Annotated in this window: 12 protein-coding genes; 7 read left to right on the top strand and 5 right to left on the bottom strand. The window is 56.7% G+C overall.

The window, feature by feature from the left end; genetic code table 11:
• Positions 1-4: 4 nt before the first annotated feature.
• Entirely contained in the window at positions 5-1,801 is a 1,797-nt protein-coding gene (locus LEP6406_RS0216645) for a DMT family transporter (protein WP_008319380.1), read from the bottom strand.
• 212 nt (positions 1,802-2,013) lie between these two features.
• On the opposite strand from LEP6406_RS0216645, the gene LEP6406_RS0216640 reads away from it, so the two are divergent.
• Entirely contained in the window at positions 2,014-2,601 is a 588-nt protein-coding gene (locus tag LEP6406_RS0216640) for a CPBP family intramembrane glutamic endopeptidase (RefSeq protein WP_008319377.1), read from the top strand.
• A 259-nt stretch (positions 2,602-2,860) separates the two neighbouring features.
• On the opposite strand, the gene LEP6406_RS0216635 is transcribed toward LEP6406_RS0216640, so the two are convergent.
• Positions 2,861-3,334: a DUF2062 domain-containing protein gene (locus LEP6406_RS0216635; protein WP_008319375.1), complete on the bottom strand. Its 474-nt coding sequence runs from the start codon at positions 3,332-3,334 to the stop codon at positions 2,861-2,863.
• Between the two features lie 228 nt (positions 3,335-3,562).
• Between LEP6406_RS0216635 and mnmE the strand changes: the two genes are divergently transcribed.
• Entirely contained in the window at positions 3,563-4,948 is a 1,386-nt protein-coding gene (mnmE, locus tag LEP6406_RS0216630; RefSeq protein WP_008319374.1) for a tRNA uridine-5-carboxymethylaminomethyl(34) synthesis GTPase MnmE, read from the top strand.
• A 384-nt stretch (positions 4,949-5,332) separates the two neighbouring features.
• On the opposite strand, the gene ppk1 is transcribed toward mnmE, so the two are convergent.
• The gene (ppk1, locus tag LEP6406_RS0216625) at positions 5,333-7,534 is read right to left on the bottom strand and encodes a polyphosphate kinase 1 (protein ID WP_008319372.1); all 2,202 of its coding nucleotides are present in this window, start codon (positions 7,532-7,534) and stop codon (positions 5,333-5,335) included.
• A 721-nt stretch (positions 7,535-8,255) separates the two neighbouring features.
• Between ppk1 and atpD the strand changes: the two genes are divergently transcribed.
• Together atpD and atpC are read left to right on the top strand one after the other, a co-directional pair.
• Positions 8,256-9,710: a F0F1 ATP synthase subunit beta gene (gene atpD / locus LEP6406_RS0216615; protein WP_008319368.1), complete on the top strand. Its 1,455-nt coding sequence runs from the start codon at positions 8,256-8,258 to the stop codon at positions 9,708-9,710.
• A 77-nt stretch (positions 9,711-9,787) separates the two neighbouring features.
• Positions 9,788-10,195, top strand: a complete 408-nt coding sequence (gene atpC / locus LEP6406_RS0216610; RefSeq protein ID WP_027269204.1) for an ATP synthase F1 subunit epsilon — start codon at positions 9,788-9,790, stop codon at positions 10,193-10,195.
• A 130-nt stretch (positions 10,196-10,325) separates the two neighbouring features.
• Here atpC and LEP6406_RS0216605 read toward each other — a convergent pair whose 3' ends face one another.
• Positions 10,326-10,640 (bottom strand): 30S ribosomal protein PSRP-3, encoded by a 315-nt coding sequence (locus LEP6406_RS0216605; protein ID WP_008319363.1) that lies wholly within the window; start codon positions 10,638-10,640, stop codon positions 10,326-10,328.
• A 145-nt stretch (positions 10,641-10,785) separates the two neighbouring features.
• Between LEP6406_RS0216605 and LEP6406_RS0216600 the strand changes: the two genes are divergently transcribed.
• The 3 genes from LEP6406_RS0216600 (at position 10,786) to glmU (ending at position 16,485) form a co-directional block, all read left to right on the top strand.
• Positions 10,786-11,607 (top strand): TIGR01548 family HAD-type hydrolase, encoded by an 822-nt coding sequence (locus LEP6406_RS0216600; protein WP_008319361.1) that lies wholly within the window; start codon positions 10,786-10,788, stop codon positions 11,605-11,607.
• 859 nt (positions 11,608-12,466) lie between these two features.
• Complete coding sequence (locus LEP6406_RS28535) at positions 12,467-14,824, top strand: CapA family protein (RefSeq protein ID WP_051463736.1); 2,358 nt, start codon at positions 12,467-12,469, stop codon at positions 14,822-14,824.
• Between the two features lie 269 nt (positions 14,825-15,093).
• Positions 15,094-16,485 (top strand): bifunctional UDP-N-acetylglucosamine diphosphorylase/glucosamine-1-phosphate N-acetyltransferase GlmU, encoded by a 1,392-nt coding sequence (gene glmU / locus LEP6406_RS0216590; RefSeq protein WP_317133849.1) that lies wholly within the window; start codon positions 15,094-15,096, stop codon positions 16,483-16,485.
• A 13-nt stretch (positions 16,486-16,498) separates the two neighbouring features.
• Here glmU and LEP6406_RS0216585 read toward each other — a convergent pair whose 3' ends face one another.
• On the bottom strand, positions 16,499-17,281 hold the full coding sequence (locus LEP6406_RS0216585) for a HEAT repeat domain-containing protein (protein ID WP_008319355.1): 783 nt from the start codon (positions 17,279-17,281) through the stop codon (positions 16,499-16,501).
• Positions 17,282-17,396: the final 115 nt, after the last annotated feature.

Below are 17,396 nucleotides of genomic sequence, written 5' to 3'. Positions count from 1 at the left end.
ACCTCTACCCCCGCCGAGAACGAACCGACGGCTTGCCGCTGTTATTCAACCGCTCGAAACTGAGAGCCAGCACCCCAACGGTAACCAGCACCACCCCAATCCACTGAATAAACTGGAGCGTGGACTTTTCACCCGGTGTTAATAGATAAGCTAGCAGCGCCGTAAGAACAGGGCCACTAGAGGCCACGATGGAGGCTTGAGCGGCCCCCATCAAGCGCACACCAAAATTGTTAAAGAGGTAGCCCATTAAGGTGAGCCCCCCCAGCAAAATTCCGCCGCCGTAGAGGCCACTGAAACTGCTAGGTTGCCCCACCTCCAGACCCACAAAGGATCCACCAATCAAAATCAGGCTGGCCAAAATAAAGATCGTGGCAAACTGGAAAAGACTAACCGGGACAGGGTGCAATCGCTTAAAGCTCAACTGCATGGCAATCAAGTACAGGGCAAAGGCACCACTGGAGAGGAGGGCCGATACCACACCCCAGGGCGATACCGTACTCACCGCCAAATCAGCACTAATACGCGGCAGGGCCGTAAAGACAATCCCCACCGTGATAGCAAACATCACCACCGCCCGCAGAGAACTGGGGCGATCGCCAAATAAAAACCAAGCTAAGGGAACCGTAATCAGGGGATACATAAACAGCAGCGTCACCGCCACCCCTGGCCCAATCTCAGAAATGGCCTTGTAAATCAACACCTGAGACATGAAAAGAAAACCGCCACTGGCCATGACCTGATATAGCGGTCGCTTGTCCTGTGCCCCCAAAAATTCCCGAATATCCCGCCAAACATTAGGGTAAATCCGCCCTGCGATGATGGCCATCAACGGCAACACCACCAACATCCGCAGCCACAGCAGCATCAAGGAATTGGGAATATTGAGGGCAAAAATCCCATCAATGGGAATCTGCCCCAAGAGATTCCCCCCATAGCCGATAATGCCCACGATGACGTTGTGGAACGAAAGCGCCAGGGTAGACAAAATAATGAGAATCAATCCCTGCTGAAAGGCGGAAGCCTTTTTAGGGGCAGAGGCAGCCGGGGTAGATCGACCGTCAGGGGTAAGTAGGGAGCGGGAGGTGCCATTGCTGGCACCCCCTAGGTCTCCTCGGCCAGGGCTGGGATAGGGCAGGCTCTGGGGCCGGTCGTAGCCATTGGTGGACCTATCCGTTGGTGCAACCCTAGCTGGGGGACGCACCATCTGGGTTTGCAACTGCTGACTGAGACGATTTACCAAGGCTTCTAAAATCGCCTCCCCCTGCTGCTCCATACTGTGCATCCGACTGACTTGCTGGGAGAGGGAGCTTTGGTAACTGTTCAGATCTTGCTGGAGAGAATGGAGGGTATCGTTGAGGGTCGAATCGAGGGAAGCTAGAAGCTGATAGGCATTCCCCACTGAAGCTGTCTGGCCGTTGCCACTGGCAGCTAGCGCCCCATACATGGATTCCGTGAGGCGACTCTTAAGGTGGGTGGCGAGGGCCTGGGCTAGGCGCTTTGCCCAGAGCTGCTGCTGGGCCACCTGCTGCTGGGAAAGAGAAACGTCGTAGTCCGTCTGGAGGGCGTCGTAGCGAGCCTGGAGACTTTGATACTCGGCCTCTAGAGATTCCAGGTCTCTGAGGAGTCGCGCCTTGGCACCCTGAAGGTAATCCACATCCCGAGTCAGTTGATCAGACAAGCGGGCCTGAAGGGTCTGGAGATCCTGGGTGACGCTATGAAGGATAGCCCGAGCGTCTTGGTTGGAATTTTCTGGTCCGTTGTCCATTTGGCCCATGGGTAACTGCCCCCGACGGTGGCGCATTATGCCTACCCCGTTCTAACAGTAAATGTGAGATTTGATGCAAAAGGTTGATGATATTGTGCGCAAAAAACACGAAAAGATCTCATCAAGTGAGGAAAACCTTTGCATCGGCCTGTGAAGTGGGGTGTCCATGGGCAGGTCTCAAGCCCCGCTCATCGCCGGTAGAGTATATGCTCTAGGGCAGCAGACCCCTTGTTTGAGCGATCGCGGCTGTGAGCAACCCCAACCTCAACGATCCCCAAATGGAACCCCTAGGCCGAATTCAAATTCTGGCGGCAATGGGGGTGACAGCACTAGTGCTGCTGCTGATTTCGCGGTTTTGGTTGCTGTTTGAGTCGGTGTTCCTGCTCCCGGTACGGTTTGGTCTCCCCAGCGTTCTCCAGGGATTGGCCATCGGGGTGGGCATTACTCTGGCTAGCATGGTCACCTATCAGCTCTGGCCCCACTATCGCCGCAGTGCCGATCTGTATCTCAAGCTGGTGCTGGCTCCCTTGGTGTGGACAGACCTGATTTGGATGGGTCTGTTACCGGGTCTGAGTGAAGAATTCCTGTTTCGGGGCGTGATGCTGCCCGCCATTGGGCTCAATGCCACCGGGGTAATTTTTTCCAGCTTGTGCTTTGGCATTCTGCACCTCAGCGGCTTGCAGCAGTGGTCTTATGTGGTGTGGGCCACAATCATTGGTCTGGTCCTGGGGGGCAGCGCCCTGGTGACGGGAAATTTGTTGGTGCCCATCGTGGCCCATATTGTGACCAACTTGGTTTCCAGTGTGATGTGGAAATGGCGCTTTCGGGGAGAGTAGGGACAGGATGGTCAAAGACCAGCTCCTGGACATCATTAGAGGATGTTTTAAAAGTCACCTTATCCTGGTCATGTAACTCCGAAGGGGTGCAGGGCTGTACGTCCTTAGGGACTCGCAAGAAAATAAGGTACCCATTGCCACCTTGCCTATTGGTGCATTGCTGCGCGTGGGCGAAGCCGCGCCTTTGCGCTATGCACCCTACCAGTGCTCAACGGTTCCGGTACTTTATTTAGACGCAATTTAGACGCACGTCCCTTATCTACTTCTTCCTCCTCTGCTGGCGATTCTGATAGCGCTGCTGGATTTGGGTGATCACGGGCAGGCCAATGGTGTAGCTGAGGGCGCTGCACACTCCCCCCACAACAAAGCAGCCTAGAAACAGGGCGAGGGCTACATCGGTGCCCATGGCTAGCCAGTTTTGGTAGGATTCCACCGTGTTGCTGAAGGGGTCAGTATCACGGATGCCCATGAACCAACGGCCAACGTTGTAGTTAAAGGCGTAAATAGGCACGTAGGTTAGGGGATTGCTGACCCAGGTACCGGCGGCGGCCATTAGAGGGTTGCCCCCAATCCGTAGAGCGATCGCGATACCAATAATGGTCTGAAGGCCAAATAGGGGAAAGAGGCCAGCAAAGATCCCTGCTGCCAGACCTCGGGCCAGTTGTTCGGGCTGCTCCCGAAGCCGCATGAATCGAAGATAGAAGTAACGAAACCGCCGCTGCCAGCGTTCCATAACAGATCGAGATCGCTGAATAGGGGGCGGAACAGAAGGAGGCGGCACCAAAGTCTCAGAAGGGATCTGGGGAAAGGTCACAATGGGGTGAAGACGCTAGGCAACGCAAAAACGTGATCCTATTCTATCGGGGCACTGGAGTACCCTGCCTGGGCAGAATAAAGGAATCCCGAAGGAATCCTGACCAGGGGTCAGGCGTTGATCCCACTTTTCTAGGTGACATTGCCCATGTCCAGACCGATTTTTCAGGGAGAAACCATTGCCGCGATCGCAACTGCTATTGTGCCTGCTCAGGGCAGTGTTGGGATCGTGCGTCTATCGGGGGCAGAGGCGGTGACGGTAGCCCGTCGCCTGTTCCAGGCCCCAGGAGAACAGAGGTGGGAAACCCATCGCGTCCTTTACGGTTATGTGGTCGATCCCCAGCAGGGGATAACAGTGGATGAAGCCCTGCTGATTCTGATGCTATCCCCCCGCTCCTACACCCGTGAAGACGTGGTGGAGTTTCACTGCCATGGCGGGATCATGGCAGTACAGCAGGTCTTGCAGCTCTGCGTGGCCCAGGGGGCAAGACTGGCTCAACCAGGGGAGTTTACCCTGCGGGCATTTTTGAATGGACGATTGGATCTGACCCAGGCAGAAGGGGTGGCCGATTTGGTGGCGGCCCAGTCGCCCCAGGCGGCCCAGGCGGCCTTAGCGGAGGTGCGGGGGAAGCTGACCCAACCCATTCGTCAATTGCGGAGTGCCTGCCTAGATCTGCTGGCGGAGGTGGAGGCTCGTATCGATTTTGAAGAAGATCTGCCACCCTTAGATGAACCGGAAGTAAAACGCCAATTGGCCCAGATTTTAGAGTCGGTGCGGGCACTGTTGGACACCGCCCATCAGGGGGAACTGCTGCGCACAGGATTGAAGGTGGCGATTGTGGGGCGGCCCAATGTGGGCAAATCGAGTTTGTTGAATGCTTGGAGTCGCAGCGATCGCGCCATTGTCACCGAGCTACCGGGTACCACCCGCGATGTGGTGGAATCCCAACTGGTGGTGGGGGGCATCCCGGTGCAGGTGCTGGACACCGCTGGCATTCGTGACGCAAAGGATCCGGTAGAGCAGATGGGCATTGCGCGATCTCGATCGGTGGCCCAAGCTGCGGACTTGGTGCTGCTCACCATTGATGCCCATGCGGGGTGGACCCCAGAAGATCAACGCCTCTACGACACGGTCAAACAGCGGCCTCTAATTCTCGTAATCAACAAAACTGACCTAGGGGCGGCCCAGGACAGTCCCCCCCTCCCCGATCTCAAGGTGCCCAAGGTCCACACTGCCGCCGCCCACAATGAAGGGCTAGATATCCTGGAAAAAACAATTCTCCAGCGGGTTCAAGCAGACCACTTCACCGCCGCCAATCTAGAGGCAACGGTGAACCAGCGGCAGGCTGCTGCCCTAACTCGTGCCCGCACCGCCCTAGAGGAAGTACAAGCCACCATTGCCCAGCAGTTACCCCTGGACTTTTGGACCATCGATCTGCGGATGGCCATCAGCGCCCTAGGGGAAATCACCGGAGATGACATCACAGAATCCATGCTGGATGAAATCTTTAGCCGCTTTTGCATCGGCAAATAAGGAAATTTCTGGCAAAGAAAATTCCCTCGAACCGAACAGACATCTTGTAGGGACGCGCGGCGGCGCGCTCAATGCAGGAAATTTCTTTTCGGGACATGGCCTTGATACGATATCCGGCTGATTGCGCACAACTCTGCAAAGGGCGAAAAGCCTTTCGCCCCTACTTGATCAATAGACTTGTGTGGTCACTTCAGCGGACTGGATATTAAACCATGATCCCTAGTACCGCAGGGCGTAAATCAGCTCACTATTGTCGCACCAGCCCAACCTTTTCCGGTCCCCTAGCCCCCTGGCAGAGGGCTAGGGCTGCGGCGTGAGATCAGCCGAACGGTGAGGGCCGAGTGTGCCACGATAGAACGGTCAGAGTATTTGCGTCGCCCAGTACTAGCCATTAGGGTCACCACTGCGCTCAAAAGTATGTCGTTGGGCAATACCGTCAATAGTGCCGCCCTGGTCACGATGGCGAGTGCGCTCCATCATCAACACATGGGTATTGCGTTCAGCCTCGTCGGGGCCGGGGCGGCGCTGGGTGTAGGTGCCATCGGCCCTCAGATCCCAGGCTTGGCGATTATCCGACAGCATGATGTCGAGAAGGGTCTTGAGTTCCTGGACCAAGGCCGGATCTTCCACTGGGGTGACCGCCTCCACCCGGCGATCTAGGTTGCGAGGCATCCAGTCGGCACTACCGATGTAGTATTCTTCATCGCCATCATTGTGGAAGGCAAAAATACGGGCGTGCTCCAAGTAACGACCAATAATGCTGATCACCTGGATGCGATCGCTGACCCCCGGCAGACCCGGTCGCAAACAGCAGATCCCTCGAATGATCAGCTTAACCTCCACGCCGACCTGGGAGGCTTCGTAGAGTAGGCGAATCATTTCCCCATCCACCAGGGAGTTCATCTTGGCGAGAATGCGAGCAGGGCGTCCAGCCTGGGCCTGGGCAATTTCCCGATGAATCAGAGCCACCATGCCCTTCCGCAGAGTGAGGGGAGCCACCAGCAGCTTGCGGTAGGCAATTTGGCGAGAATAGCCCGTCAGGAAATTAAACAGGTCCGTCAGGTCTGCTCCCAAATCTTCTCGGCAGCTCAGTAGTCCCAAGTCTGTATAGAGGTTCGAGGTCTTGGGATTGTAATTGCCGGTGCCGATGTGGACATAGCGGCAAATGCGATCGCGCTCTTGGCGCACCACCAAGGCAGTCTTGGTATGGGTCTTTAGCCCCACAACCCCATAGACCACATGGACCCCAGCATCCTCCAGCTTGCGTGCCCAAATAATATTATTACGCTCATCAAAGCGGGCCTTTAACTCCACCAGAGCCACCACCTGCTTGCCATTTTCCGCCGCTGCAATCAGAGCATCCACAATGGGAGAATCCCCAGAAGTGCGATACAGCGTCATCTTGATCGTCAGCACATGCTTATCCTGGGCCGCCTGCTCAATGAAGGTCTGCACCGAGGCCCCAAAAGACTCATAGGGGTGGTGCATCATCACATCTCCCTGGCGAATGATCTTAAAGATGCTGTCGCTCTCCTCTTGATCAAAAAAGGGTTTCAGGCGGGGAGGTACGACGGGCTTCCAAGGCTCATCCTTGAGATCCGGCAGGGGTAAGGATAGGAAAAAAAACAGATCCTTGAGATTTAGCAACCCCTCCAATTCGTAGATGTCCTCCTCGGCAACCCCCAGCTCCTGGGTCAAGCCCTGGCGCAGATCCTCCGGCATCGCAGTCTGGATTTCCAGGCGACAGACCGATCCCTCCAGTCGCCGCTTGCTAATCTCCTCCTGGATGGCCAGCAACAGATCATCCGCCTCATCCTCCCGCACCGGAAAATCCGCATCCCGAGTAATGCGAAATAGGTAGTGGCCCTGGAGCGTCATACCCGGAAACAAGTAGTGAAGATTGTGAGCGATCACCTCCTCCAGAGTCACCCCCACCCAAACCCAGGAATGTTCCCCCTCGGGATGAAGGTGCTCGGGTAGGCCCAGAAAACGGGGCAGACTACCAGGAACCTTGACACGGGCAAACTTTTGGATGCCCGTTTCCGGATCCGTCACCGCCACCGCTAGGTTCAGACTCAGGTTTGACAACCGGGGAAAAGGGTGAGCCGGGTCCACACTCAGGGGGGTCAGCACCGGAAAAATTTGGGCCTCGAAGTACCGTTGCAGATAGCTCTGCTGCTCCGGTCCCAGATCCCCATAGGATTTAAGGATGACCCCGTGCTCCGCCAGTTTGGGCCGTAGACACTTTTCAAAGAGCTCCTGCTGTTGCCGGAGTTTGGGCCGTAGGTGGCTACGGATAGCCTCCATTTGCTTGGCGGGGCTGAGGCCATCGGGGGTTTTAGTCGCCACCTGCACCCGCACCTGCTCCAGCAGCCCCGATACCCGCACCATAAAGAACTCGTCCAGGTTGGCACTGAAGATAGCAGAAAACTTGAGCCGCTCCAGCAGGGGCGTCCGATCATCCAGAGCTTCGTGGAGAACACGGTCGTTGAATTGGAGCCAGCTTAGCTCTCGGTTGAAATAGTATTGCGGTTCCTTCAAGTCCACCACATCACTCTGAGGCAGACGGTCTGTCCCTAATGTCATCGCTCACTTACCCCGGAATAATGCCCCCCAGTCCGATTCCAGCTTTTAAGCTCTGCTCAGATTCGGGACAGGGATTTAGCTGGAACACTCTAAACCTAAGTTTCAAAGGTAATCTTCAGGTTAAGGAAATACCACCCGAGGGACTCATAGGAAAATAACTTACCCGCTGAAGACACCCTAAGACACCCTAGATTCCCCTCACCCTAGCGTGAACCCGCCCGAGTCTCGCCCCCAGCAGCACCATGGTCATGGGCCTACTGGCGGTGAGGCAGAAATTATTCGCCGCCTACAAGAACAAGTCTTGTCCCCAGCAGCGCTGGGCAATCCCCCAGGGAACCCTGGAGGACGAGAGCCTAGTACCGCAGGGCGTAAATCAGCTCACTATTGCCGCACCAGCCCAACATTTTCCGGTCCCCTCGCCCCGTGGGAGAGGGCTAGGGTGAGGGGCCGAGTATGCCGCGATGGAACGGCCAGGGTATTCCGCTGCCCAGTACTAGGGCGTGTAGACCATTAACGGAGAAACCCTTGCAGGGTAGGCATAAGCACGCCCGCTCGACGGCATCAAGCTAGGGGCTGTAACCACCCCATAACCAGGAATCTGGCTTTGATTGTCCACAGTCCCTAGCTCGTACATTCAGTGATAATGTGTTAAATGGCGCTGCGAACCTAAGATTCTTTTTAGAAAGGTGCCGTAAAGCTGATCACAGAGATAGGCGCGAGCATGGTCACCACCGCAGAAAAAACCAACGTTGGTCATATTACTCAGATCATTGGTCCCGTTGTTGACATCAAATTCACCACCGGACAACTTCCTCAGATTTACAACGCCCTCACCATCAAGGGTACGAATCCAGCAGGTCAAGAGGTTTCTGTGACCTGTGAAGTGCAACAGCTCTTGGGAGATGCCCAAGTGCGGGCTGTATCCATGAGTTCCACAGATGGCTTAGTCCGTGGCATGGAAGTGGCTAACACGGGCGCACCCATCAGCGTTCCCGTCGGCAGCGCCACCCTAGGCCGCATCTTCAATGTCCTAGGTGAACCCATTGACGAGAAAGGCCCCGTCAATGCTACAGAAACTTCTCCGATCCACCGCTCTGCCCCCAAATTTACGGATTTGGAAACCAAGCCCGCCGTATTTGAAACGGGCATCAAGGTGATTGATCTGTTGGCTCCCTACCGTCGAGGCGGCAAAGTGGGTCTGTTTGGCGGTGCGGGTGTGGGCAAAACCGTGCTGATTCAGGAGTTGATTAACAATATTGCCAAGGAACACGGTGGTGTTTCCGTGTTTGGCGGTGTGGGGGAACGGACCCGCGAAGGGAATGACCTCTACAACGAGTTTATTGAGTCCGGTGTAATCAACAGCGAAGACCTGAGCAAATCTAAGGTGGCGCTCGTCTACGGTCAGATGAACGAGCCCCCCGGAGCCCGGATGCGGGTGGGGCTGTCAGCCCTGACCATGGCAGAATACTTCCGCGACATCAACAAGCAGGATGTGTTGCTCTTCATCGACAACATCTTCCGCTTTGTCCAGGCTGGATCTGAGGTTTCTGCCCTGCTAGGCCGGATGCCCTCTGCGGTGGGCTACCAGCCGACCCTGGGTACCGACATGGGTGACCTGCAAGAGCGTATTACCTCCACATTGGAGGGTTCCATCACCTCTATCCAAGCGGTGTATGTGCCTGCGGATGACTTGACGGACCCGGCTCCTGCCACCACCTTTGCTCACTTGGACGCCACCACGGTGCTTTCTCGGGGCTTGGCCTCTAAGGGCATTTATCCGGCAGTGGATCCCCTAGATTCCACCTCCACGATGCTCCAGCCTGACATTGTTGGGGATGAGCACTACAGCACTGCTCGGGCGGTCCAGTCTACCCTCCAGCGGTATAAGGAACTCCAGGACATCATTGCCATTTTGGGTCTGGATGAATTGTCTGAGGATGACCGTCAGACGGTGGCCCGCGCCCGCAAAATTGAGAAGTTCCTCTCCCAACCCTTCTTCGTAGCTGAGGTGTTTACAGGGATGGCGGGGCAGTATGTGTCTCTCAAGGATGGCATCAAAGGATTCCAGCTCATTCTGAGTGGCGAGTTGGATGATGTGCCTGAGCAGGCGTTTTACCTGAAGGGCAACATCGACATGGTGATGGAAGCGGCTGAGAAAATGAAGTCTGCCAGTTAGGACTGCGGTTGCGATGGTTTTTGACCATCGCAACCTTGCCAATGTTGGTGTATCCCTTGAGAACCCCTGAATTTGCTATGTCTTTAACCGTGCGTGTAGTGGCCCCTGACAAAACTGTCTGGGACGCTGAAGCTGAAGAAATCATTTTGCCTAGTACGACTGGGCAAGTCGGCATTTTGGGCGGTCACGCCCCCCTGCTCACCGCCCTTGACATTGGGGTGATGCGGGTCCGTCCTGAGAAGGAATGGCTGTCCATCGCGCTGATGGGGGGCTTTGCCGAGGTCGAGAATGACGAAGTGACAATCTTGGTCAATGGAGCCGAGCGGGGTGATGCCATTGATCAGGAAACGGCCCGCACTGCCTTTGATGCTGCGAAGGCGGCTATGGATGGGACTTCGGCAGATGATCGCCAGGGTACAATCCAAGCTCGTCAAGCCTTCCGTCGCGCTCGTGCCCGTTTGCAGGCCGCAGGCGGCATGGTTTAGCGGATCCCAGGCATCTTGGTGAATAGAACCGAATTAAAAAGGGGGACGGCGTCAGCCGTCCCCCTTTTTAATCAGGCCCCTTTGTCTAGAGGCAGCAGATACGGGTCAAAAACCTGGGGGAGGCCGATGATCACGAGCTACCGGTGAAGGCCACTTCTGGGAAACGGGCCTGGGCTTCGTTCATGGATTTCCCTTTGCCGTCCTCTTGCCAGTAATTAATAATCTCCGTGGCCTTGTTCAGCAGGTCCACGCGCTCTTCATCGGAGATCCAGCTCTTTTGCTCCAATTCGGTCTTCATCTGTTCCCAGGCATCGTTGCGGGGCCAGAAGAAGTAGGAGGTGAGGGGGCTGCTGCCCTTCCCGACGACCTGATCTACGGCTAGAGCTACGTCCTTATCTAGCCAAAGCACCTTTAAAATAAACCGTGCGGTTGTTGTAACCTCCACTACTGCCCCTTACTTCTAGACTACAGTCCTCCATGATACCGCAAGTCAAAGACAGCCAGAAGTGGGGGGTAGGAACTTTGGTTGGGGTATTGGGTGTTGGTGGTGTTATGGACCAAGACCCTATTACTAGGAGGTTCTGAAGTTAATGACTTGGCGTGCGATCGCAGTTTTTGACATTGACGGTGTGATTCGTGATGTGGGCGGATCCTATCGGCGGGCGCTGGCGGATACGGTGGAGCAGTTCACCCAAGGGGCATACCGCCCCACCCCCCAGGATATTGACACCCTCAAGGCGGAGGGCTGCTGGAACAATGACTGGGAGGGCAGCCAGGAGTTGATCTATCGGCACTTTGAGGCCCAGGGAAAAGTGCGAGGGTCAGGGACCGGCCCCTTGGGGCCATTGCAGGTTCTCCTCGACTATGACCAGGTTGTGGACTACTTTCAGCGCCGCTACCGGGGGCCAGTACTGGAGGATCCCAGCCAGTGGACGGGCTACATCTCCCAGGAGCCCGTCTTGGTGGATAAGGGCTACTTTGACGACCTCAGCGCCGCCCACATCGCCTGGGCGTTCTTTAGCGGAGCCACCCGAGGCTCTGCCCGTTATGTCCTAGAGCGCCGCATCGGTCTCAATGCACCTCCCTTGGTGGCTATGGAAGACGCTCCTGGCAAGCCCGATCCCATCGGATTGTTCCAAGTGGTGGATCAATTGGACCTGCCAGCCCCCTGGCCCCCCGTGATCTACGCTGGAGACACGGTGGCGGATATGCAAACCCTGGTCAAGGCCCGCCACCAGCGCCCAGAAACCTGCTGGATCGGCGTGGGCATCTTGCCGCCCCACGTCAACGCCAGCGACCCAGCTTACATCGCCGACTATCGCCAAAGGTTATTCCAGGCGGGAGCCGATATTGTCCTCACCAGTCTCCAGGAACTCACCCCCGATCAGATTCTCGGCTTGGCAACCTCTTAGTACACCTAGTGTTCGGTCACCCGTCAATCATGAGTTGACTGAGCACTAGAAGGTCTCTGCTGGGCGACACTTCGTTGGATTCAGCCTGCGGGACTGGGAGCTTCCGGGGCGGGTGCCCTGGCGGAGCCAGGGCACCAGAAATCCAAGCGTGGTGTATTGCGGCTAAGCAGGTTGATCCCGAATTCACAAAGAATGTTGGTGCCGCGAATGCACCCTACGTTCGAGAATTTCGTAGGTTGGGTTCCGCTAGCGCTGCACCCAACATGGCCCACCGCTGTTGGGTGACCCTTCGTTTCACCCAATCTACGCAGACTCACAAAGGTAAAGTTGACAGACCAATAGTACAGAAAGGCAGAAGTTAAGGAGGGCTTTGCCCGTGCGTAGCAGGCGGAAGGATGAAAAGGAATTTTTCACCTCACAAAGGCTCCTGCTCTATCAAAATTTTCCGGTTCCCTCACCCCCTGGGAGAGGGCTAGGGCTTCGGCGTGAGACTTCGGCGTGAGATCAGTCGAACGCTCAGCCGAACGGTGAGGGGCCGAGGTGTACCACGATAGAACGGTTAGAATATTTACGCCGTCCAGTACTAGTCATCCAAGATTCTGGCGAAGCAACCCTAGTGAATAGACAGTAGGCATGGGATATAGATTGGGGAGGATTCTCAGATTTATGGCCTAGGGGGAGTGAAGGTGTGTGTAAGGTGTTCTTTTTGTCAGATTCATTGCTATCATCACAGGCACTCAAAACCGATGAGCTTCCCTGGGTCGTGCCGATATTCTGCCTGCCCGCTAGCAAGACATTCCCCTGGTCCCACCCTTGTAAAGCTGGAATGCACCCGTTAAATACAGCTTCATATTGACCTATGACGAGCCTTGCCTGCCCCACTCCCCCCATGACGGCAATTCCCTACGCCGTGCCCAATTCAGTATCCTCAACCGTACCGACAACCAAGGAACTGGCAGCACTGGGGCATTTTCGGGCCATTGCCCTGTGGCTTAACCAATCCCTAGTGGAGCGTGGACTCTATGCCCAGGTGCAGGCTGCTAGCAACACAGGTTGCCTACAAATTCGGGTGGAATACGAGCACCCACCGGAGGCCGATGACCTAACCCGGTTCATCTGTCACCGCATCTGGCACCTTAACTCGGCTCTAATCGAGGGAATTCACCTTTCTGTGCGCCCCGTTGGCAGCCCCCAAGTGGCCTGGGAACGGCGAGTCCGCATCATGACTCCAGCCCTACGCCAAAGGCGTACTGGCCCTAAAGGGCCGGCCTTTGACTATCGCAGTTCCAAACCATCCCCAACCTCCGGCCTACCGCCCCGATTGCAGCGCCCCCGCCGTAAACCTGTATCCACAGTCTTACCCCAAACCGCCAAAACCCTTCGGGCTATGATGCTCACCGGCTCAGCGGTCGCAGCCTTTATCTTCGGCTGCTTAGTGGAAATTGCCCTCTCCACCGCCCCCGGTCCCTCCCTCCCTCTCCAGAAACAAGCATCAGTTACCCCCCCTCGTGGCCCAGAGGTGATCCAAGTGGTCTCCACCACCGCCCCCCTCGCCCCCCGGTCCCCAGAGCGCTCCCATGTGGTCAATGCTGCCCTAGAACCCGTAGCCGTCATTGCCCACGATCAAATCCCCTTCCCCACCGATCCCACCGTTACCCTGGTCTTTGGTGGCCAGGTAGACCTCGACGCCCTGCCCCATAGCGCCCTACAACCCAACGGCCAACTCTTGGCGGGGGTCAGCGCCTACCAGCAAGCCGATGTGGCCATGGTCAGCCTCAATAACTCCCTAGCCACCGCCGCCACCACCTTGCAGGAAAACTTCATTGATCGCCAACGTCCTGATGTTGTCAATCTCCTCAAGGCTGGGGGCGTAGACATCATTGACTTGGCTGGGGAAAATACCATGGCCTTTGGGGAAAGTGGATTGGTGGAAACCCTAGAAACCCTCGACCGCAACGGCGTCTATCGAGTGGGGGCCGGACGTAATGAACAGGAAGCCCGTCGCCCTGAGATTCTGGATGTCAAGGGTCAACGCATTGCCTACCTCAGCTATAACCAGGGCGATCTCGTACGGGCTTACGGCAATACGGGGGGCATCAATGCCCTAGCCCGCCAAGCCCTAGTGGAGGACATCCGCGCTCTGCGTAAAGAGGTGGACTGGCTGATTGTTAACTATCGTTGGAGTGCAGACCTACCAGAACGCCCCGCCGACTGGCAAACCAACTTAGCCCGCCTCGCCATTGATCAGGGGGCCGATGTGGTGGTGGGCCACCATCCCACCCAACTCCAAGGCACAGAAATCTACAAGGGCAGACCCATCGCCTATTCCCTGGGGGATTTTATCTTTAGCCCCCCGGCCTCCACCCCTTCAGAGGGGGCCGCTATCCTTCAGGTCTCTCTGCGCGATCGCAAAATGAAGGTAGATCTAATTCCCATCGCCCTTCAAAATGGCCAACCCCAAGAGGTCAGTGGTCCTGAGGCAGAAGCCATCCTCCAGCGGGTTAAAGCCGCCTCCCAGGAATTCCCCGAGCCCATGCCCGCCTCCATTGTCCTAGATCTCCAACCCACCGCCCCACCCCCCGAATCCAGTCCCGCCGGCGACTCCTTTATTGATGAGGGAGTCGATCCCACCAATCCTGCCCGATTCCCCGAGACAGAGGCTCCCTGGAAAACACCGGAAACGCTAGAGGCAGACCCCTCCCTCCCGGCTCCGACCTCCCCTGGGGAAGCCAGTGACCCATTCCAGGAACCGGCTAAAACGGATGGGCAGACCCCCATGGTTCCCGTCATCCCCGAAGACACCCTACAGGAGTGGGGACCGAAACATGCACCAGGAGAAGAGCGGTTTATCCCCATTCCTGAAGCCGGGGAAGCCCTCTTACCCGAAATGACACCCCCAGCGAACGGCCCAGTAGATGACCTACCCGCAGAGGTCGCCCCCAGTTCCCCCCTCCCAGGAACCATTGCCCCCTACGGCGAGCCCTTGGTCGGCCCGATGGCAGTGGCCTCTAGCCCAGAGATTGCGATCCCAGGGATTGCGGTTAACCCAGAAGCCGCCATTGCTGAAGCCCGCTCCCGATTGGGACTACCCCAAACTCGGGTTTTCCCACCGCTGACTTCCTTGACGCCCACGCCCCACCGATCTCCCGCCCCCAGTGCCACCACCCTGGAGCCCCCTGGGAATGACCCGAATTTAGGCAGAGCCAGGGTACCCTGACTCTGCTGCCCTGCTAGCTGCGTACCATCGAGGCACGGTATACTCCCAAACGCAGGTTTGATCAGGAGCCATAGAGGACTGGCTAAAACCCTGATTATGGGCATCAACGTAAGCCGAGACAATATGGGCTCCGAGGAATTCAGGCGTTAGGAGCCAGAAGCCAGGAGGGTACTGAATTCTAGCTCCTGACTCTTCCCCAGAAGATTTGTCCCGCTTTGAGTTGATACCCCTGATTATTTAAGGACCAAATATTGTCAATTAGCGGGGAAATGGGCATGGGATCGAAGCTAGCGGTAGCAGTCTTGGCAGCTGGTAAAGGGACCCGTATGAAGTCCAGCTTGCCGAAGGTGCTGCACCCCCTCGGAGGACGATCCCTGGTGGACTGTGCCCTCGACAGTCTCGGCACCCTCACCCCCAGCCACCAACTGGTGATTGTCGGCTACGGGGCCGATCAGGTAAAGGCCGCCCTAGCCCACCGTCCCCAGATTACCTTTGTAGAACAGACCCAGCAGTTGGGCACGGGCCATGCGGTGCAGCAGGTGTTGCCCCATCTGGCAGGCTTTGACGGCGATCTACTGGTGTTGAATGGCGATGTGCCCCTGTTACGCCCCAGCACCCTAGAAGAATTGTGGACTGTCCACCGCCGCCAGGGTAACGCCGCCACCCTGCTAACAGCCCAGTTTGACGACCCCACTGGCTATGGGCGGGTCTTCTGCACCGATGACCATGTGGTAACGGAAATCATTGAACATCGCGACTGCACCGACAGCCAGCGTCAGAATCGTCGCATCAATGCCGGAGTCTATTGCTTTAGCTGGCCCGCCCTAGAGGCGGTACTGCCCCATCTCAAGGCGGAAAATGACCAGAATGAGTACTACCTGACCGATGTGGTGCAGGATCTGGCTCCAGTGATGGCGGTAGATGTGGCGGACCCGGAGGAAATTCAGGGCATCAACAATCGCAAACAGTTGGCTGCTGCCTACGATATTCTACAAGATCGCATTAAGGATGCTTGGATGGCCGCAGGGGTGACCCTGATCAACCCCGCCAGCATCACCATTGATCCCACGGTGGAATTAGCTCCAGATGTCGTGATCGAGCCCCAAACCCACCTGCGGGGACAGACTCAGGTGGGGTGTGGCAGTCGCATTGGTCCCGGTAGCTTGATTGAAAATAGCCAGTTGGGGGAAAATGTAACGGTGCTCTATTCCGTCATTAGCGATAGCACGGTGGCGAAGGATAGTCGCATTGGTCCCTATGCTCACCTGCGAGGACAGGTCACTATTGGCCAGGGCTGTCGGGTGGGAAATTTTGTCGAAATCAAGAAATCCACCCTGGGCGATCGCGTGAATGCTGCCCACCTGTCCTACCTTGGCGACGCCACCCTGGGAGACCGCGTCAATATCGGCGCAGGCACCATTACCGCTAACTACGACGGCTATCAGAAACACCCTACGGTCATCGGCGATCGCACTAAAACCGGATCCAACAGCGTCCTAGTGGCCCCCGTCACCCTGGGCAGCGATGTGACAGTGGGGGCAGGCTCTGTGGTCACCAAGGATGTAGAGGATGACTGTCTGGTGGTCGCCCGTGCCAAGCAAATTACCCTCCCCGGCTGGCGTCCCGCCCCTCGTCGCGCTACGCCTGATAGCCCCCAATAGCCTGAAAAACCGTCTAGAACCAGCCGTCCTGTTCGAGTTCTTCAATCACCTGTAATCCACGGGTGTCACCGACGCGGAGGATGGCGGTGCGGGCGTCTTCGCGGACTCCTAGATCCTTCTCTTCGGCAAAGGCTTCAATCAGGGCATCGATGGCGGTGGCGTAAACCACATTTGAGGGCAGTTCCTTGCAGAGTTGCCCCAAGCTCCAAGCGCAGTTACTGCGCACTGCGGGGATGGCATCCCGGCGCATCACCTCGATCAGGGGGGGGATGGCGACCACAATCGCTTCATAGTCCACGGACACCATCTGGGCTAGGGCGCTGGCGGCCCACAGGCGCACGGCGGGAATATCTGTTTTTAATGCCTCAATTAACGGGGGAATTGCCGCTGTGGACTTGGTGTTACCCAAGGCCCAGATCACCCCCTTACGCACATAGCCATTCCAGTCCTGAAGCTGCTGAATCAGGGGGGCAAGAATGGTGGATTGTTCCTCTGGTGTCAGGATGCTGGGATCCCCATTGCGTCCTAGGGCATAGGCGGCACTCACGCGCACAAGGGGACAGTCATCCTGCAAGAGGGTGACCAGCAGCGGCACGGCTCGCTGATCTTGAATTTCGCAAAAGGCCCGAGCTGCTAGCATTCGTTGCTGGGTCACCGATGACGACAACAGCGCCAACATTGCCGCCGGGTCCGGTAGGGGAGACTCGGGGGCATCGCTGGCGACTTCAAAGCGATCGAGGGGATCGGCTAGTTCCGCCTCAAGGTCTAGGGGGATTAGGTCGTCGTCATCATACATATTTTTCACTTTACAGCACTGCACTGCCCCGATTAAAGGCTGTTTGGCGGAACGGAGGCAGAGGGTAATCCTTTCCCTCCTTTGTAAAGATCCGTCATGATAGAGCGAGTGAATT

This window comes from Leptolyngbya sp. PCC 6406, assembly GCF_000332095.2.
Classification (GTDB): domain Bacteria; phylum Cyanobacteriota; class Cyanobacteriia; order Phormidesmidales; family Phormidesmidaceae; genus PCC-6406.
Note: the sequence above shows the minus strand (reverse complement) of the source record. Positions and strands in the feature narration are given on the sequence as shown.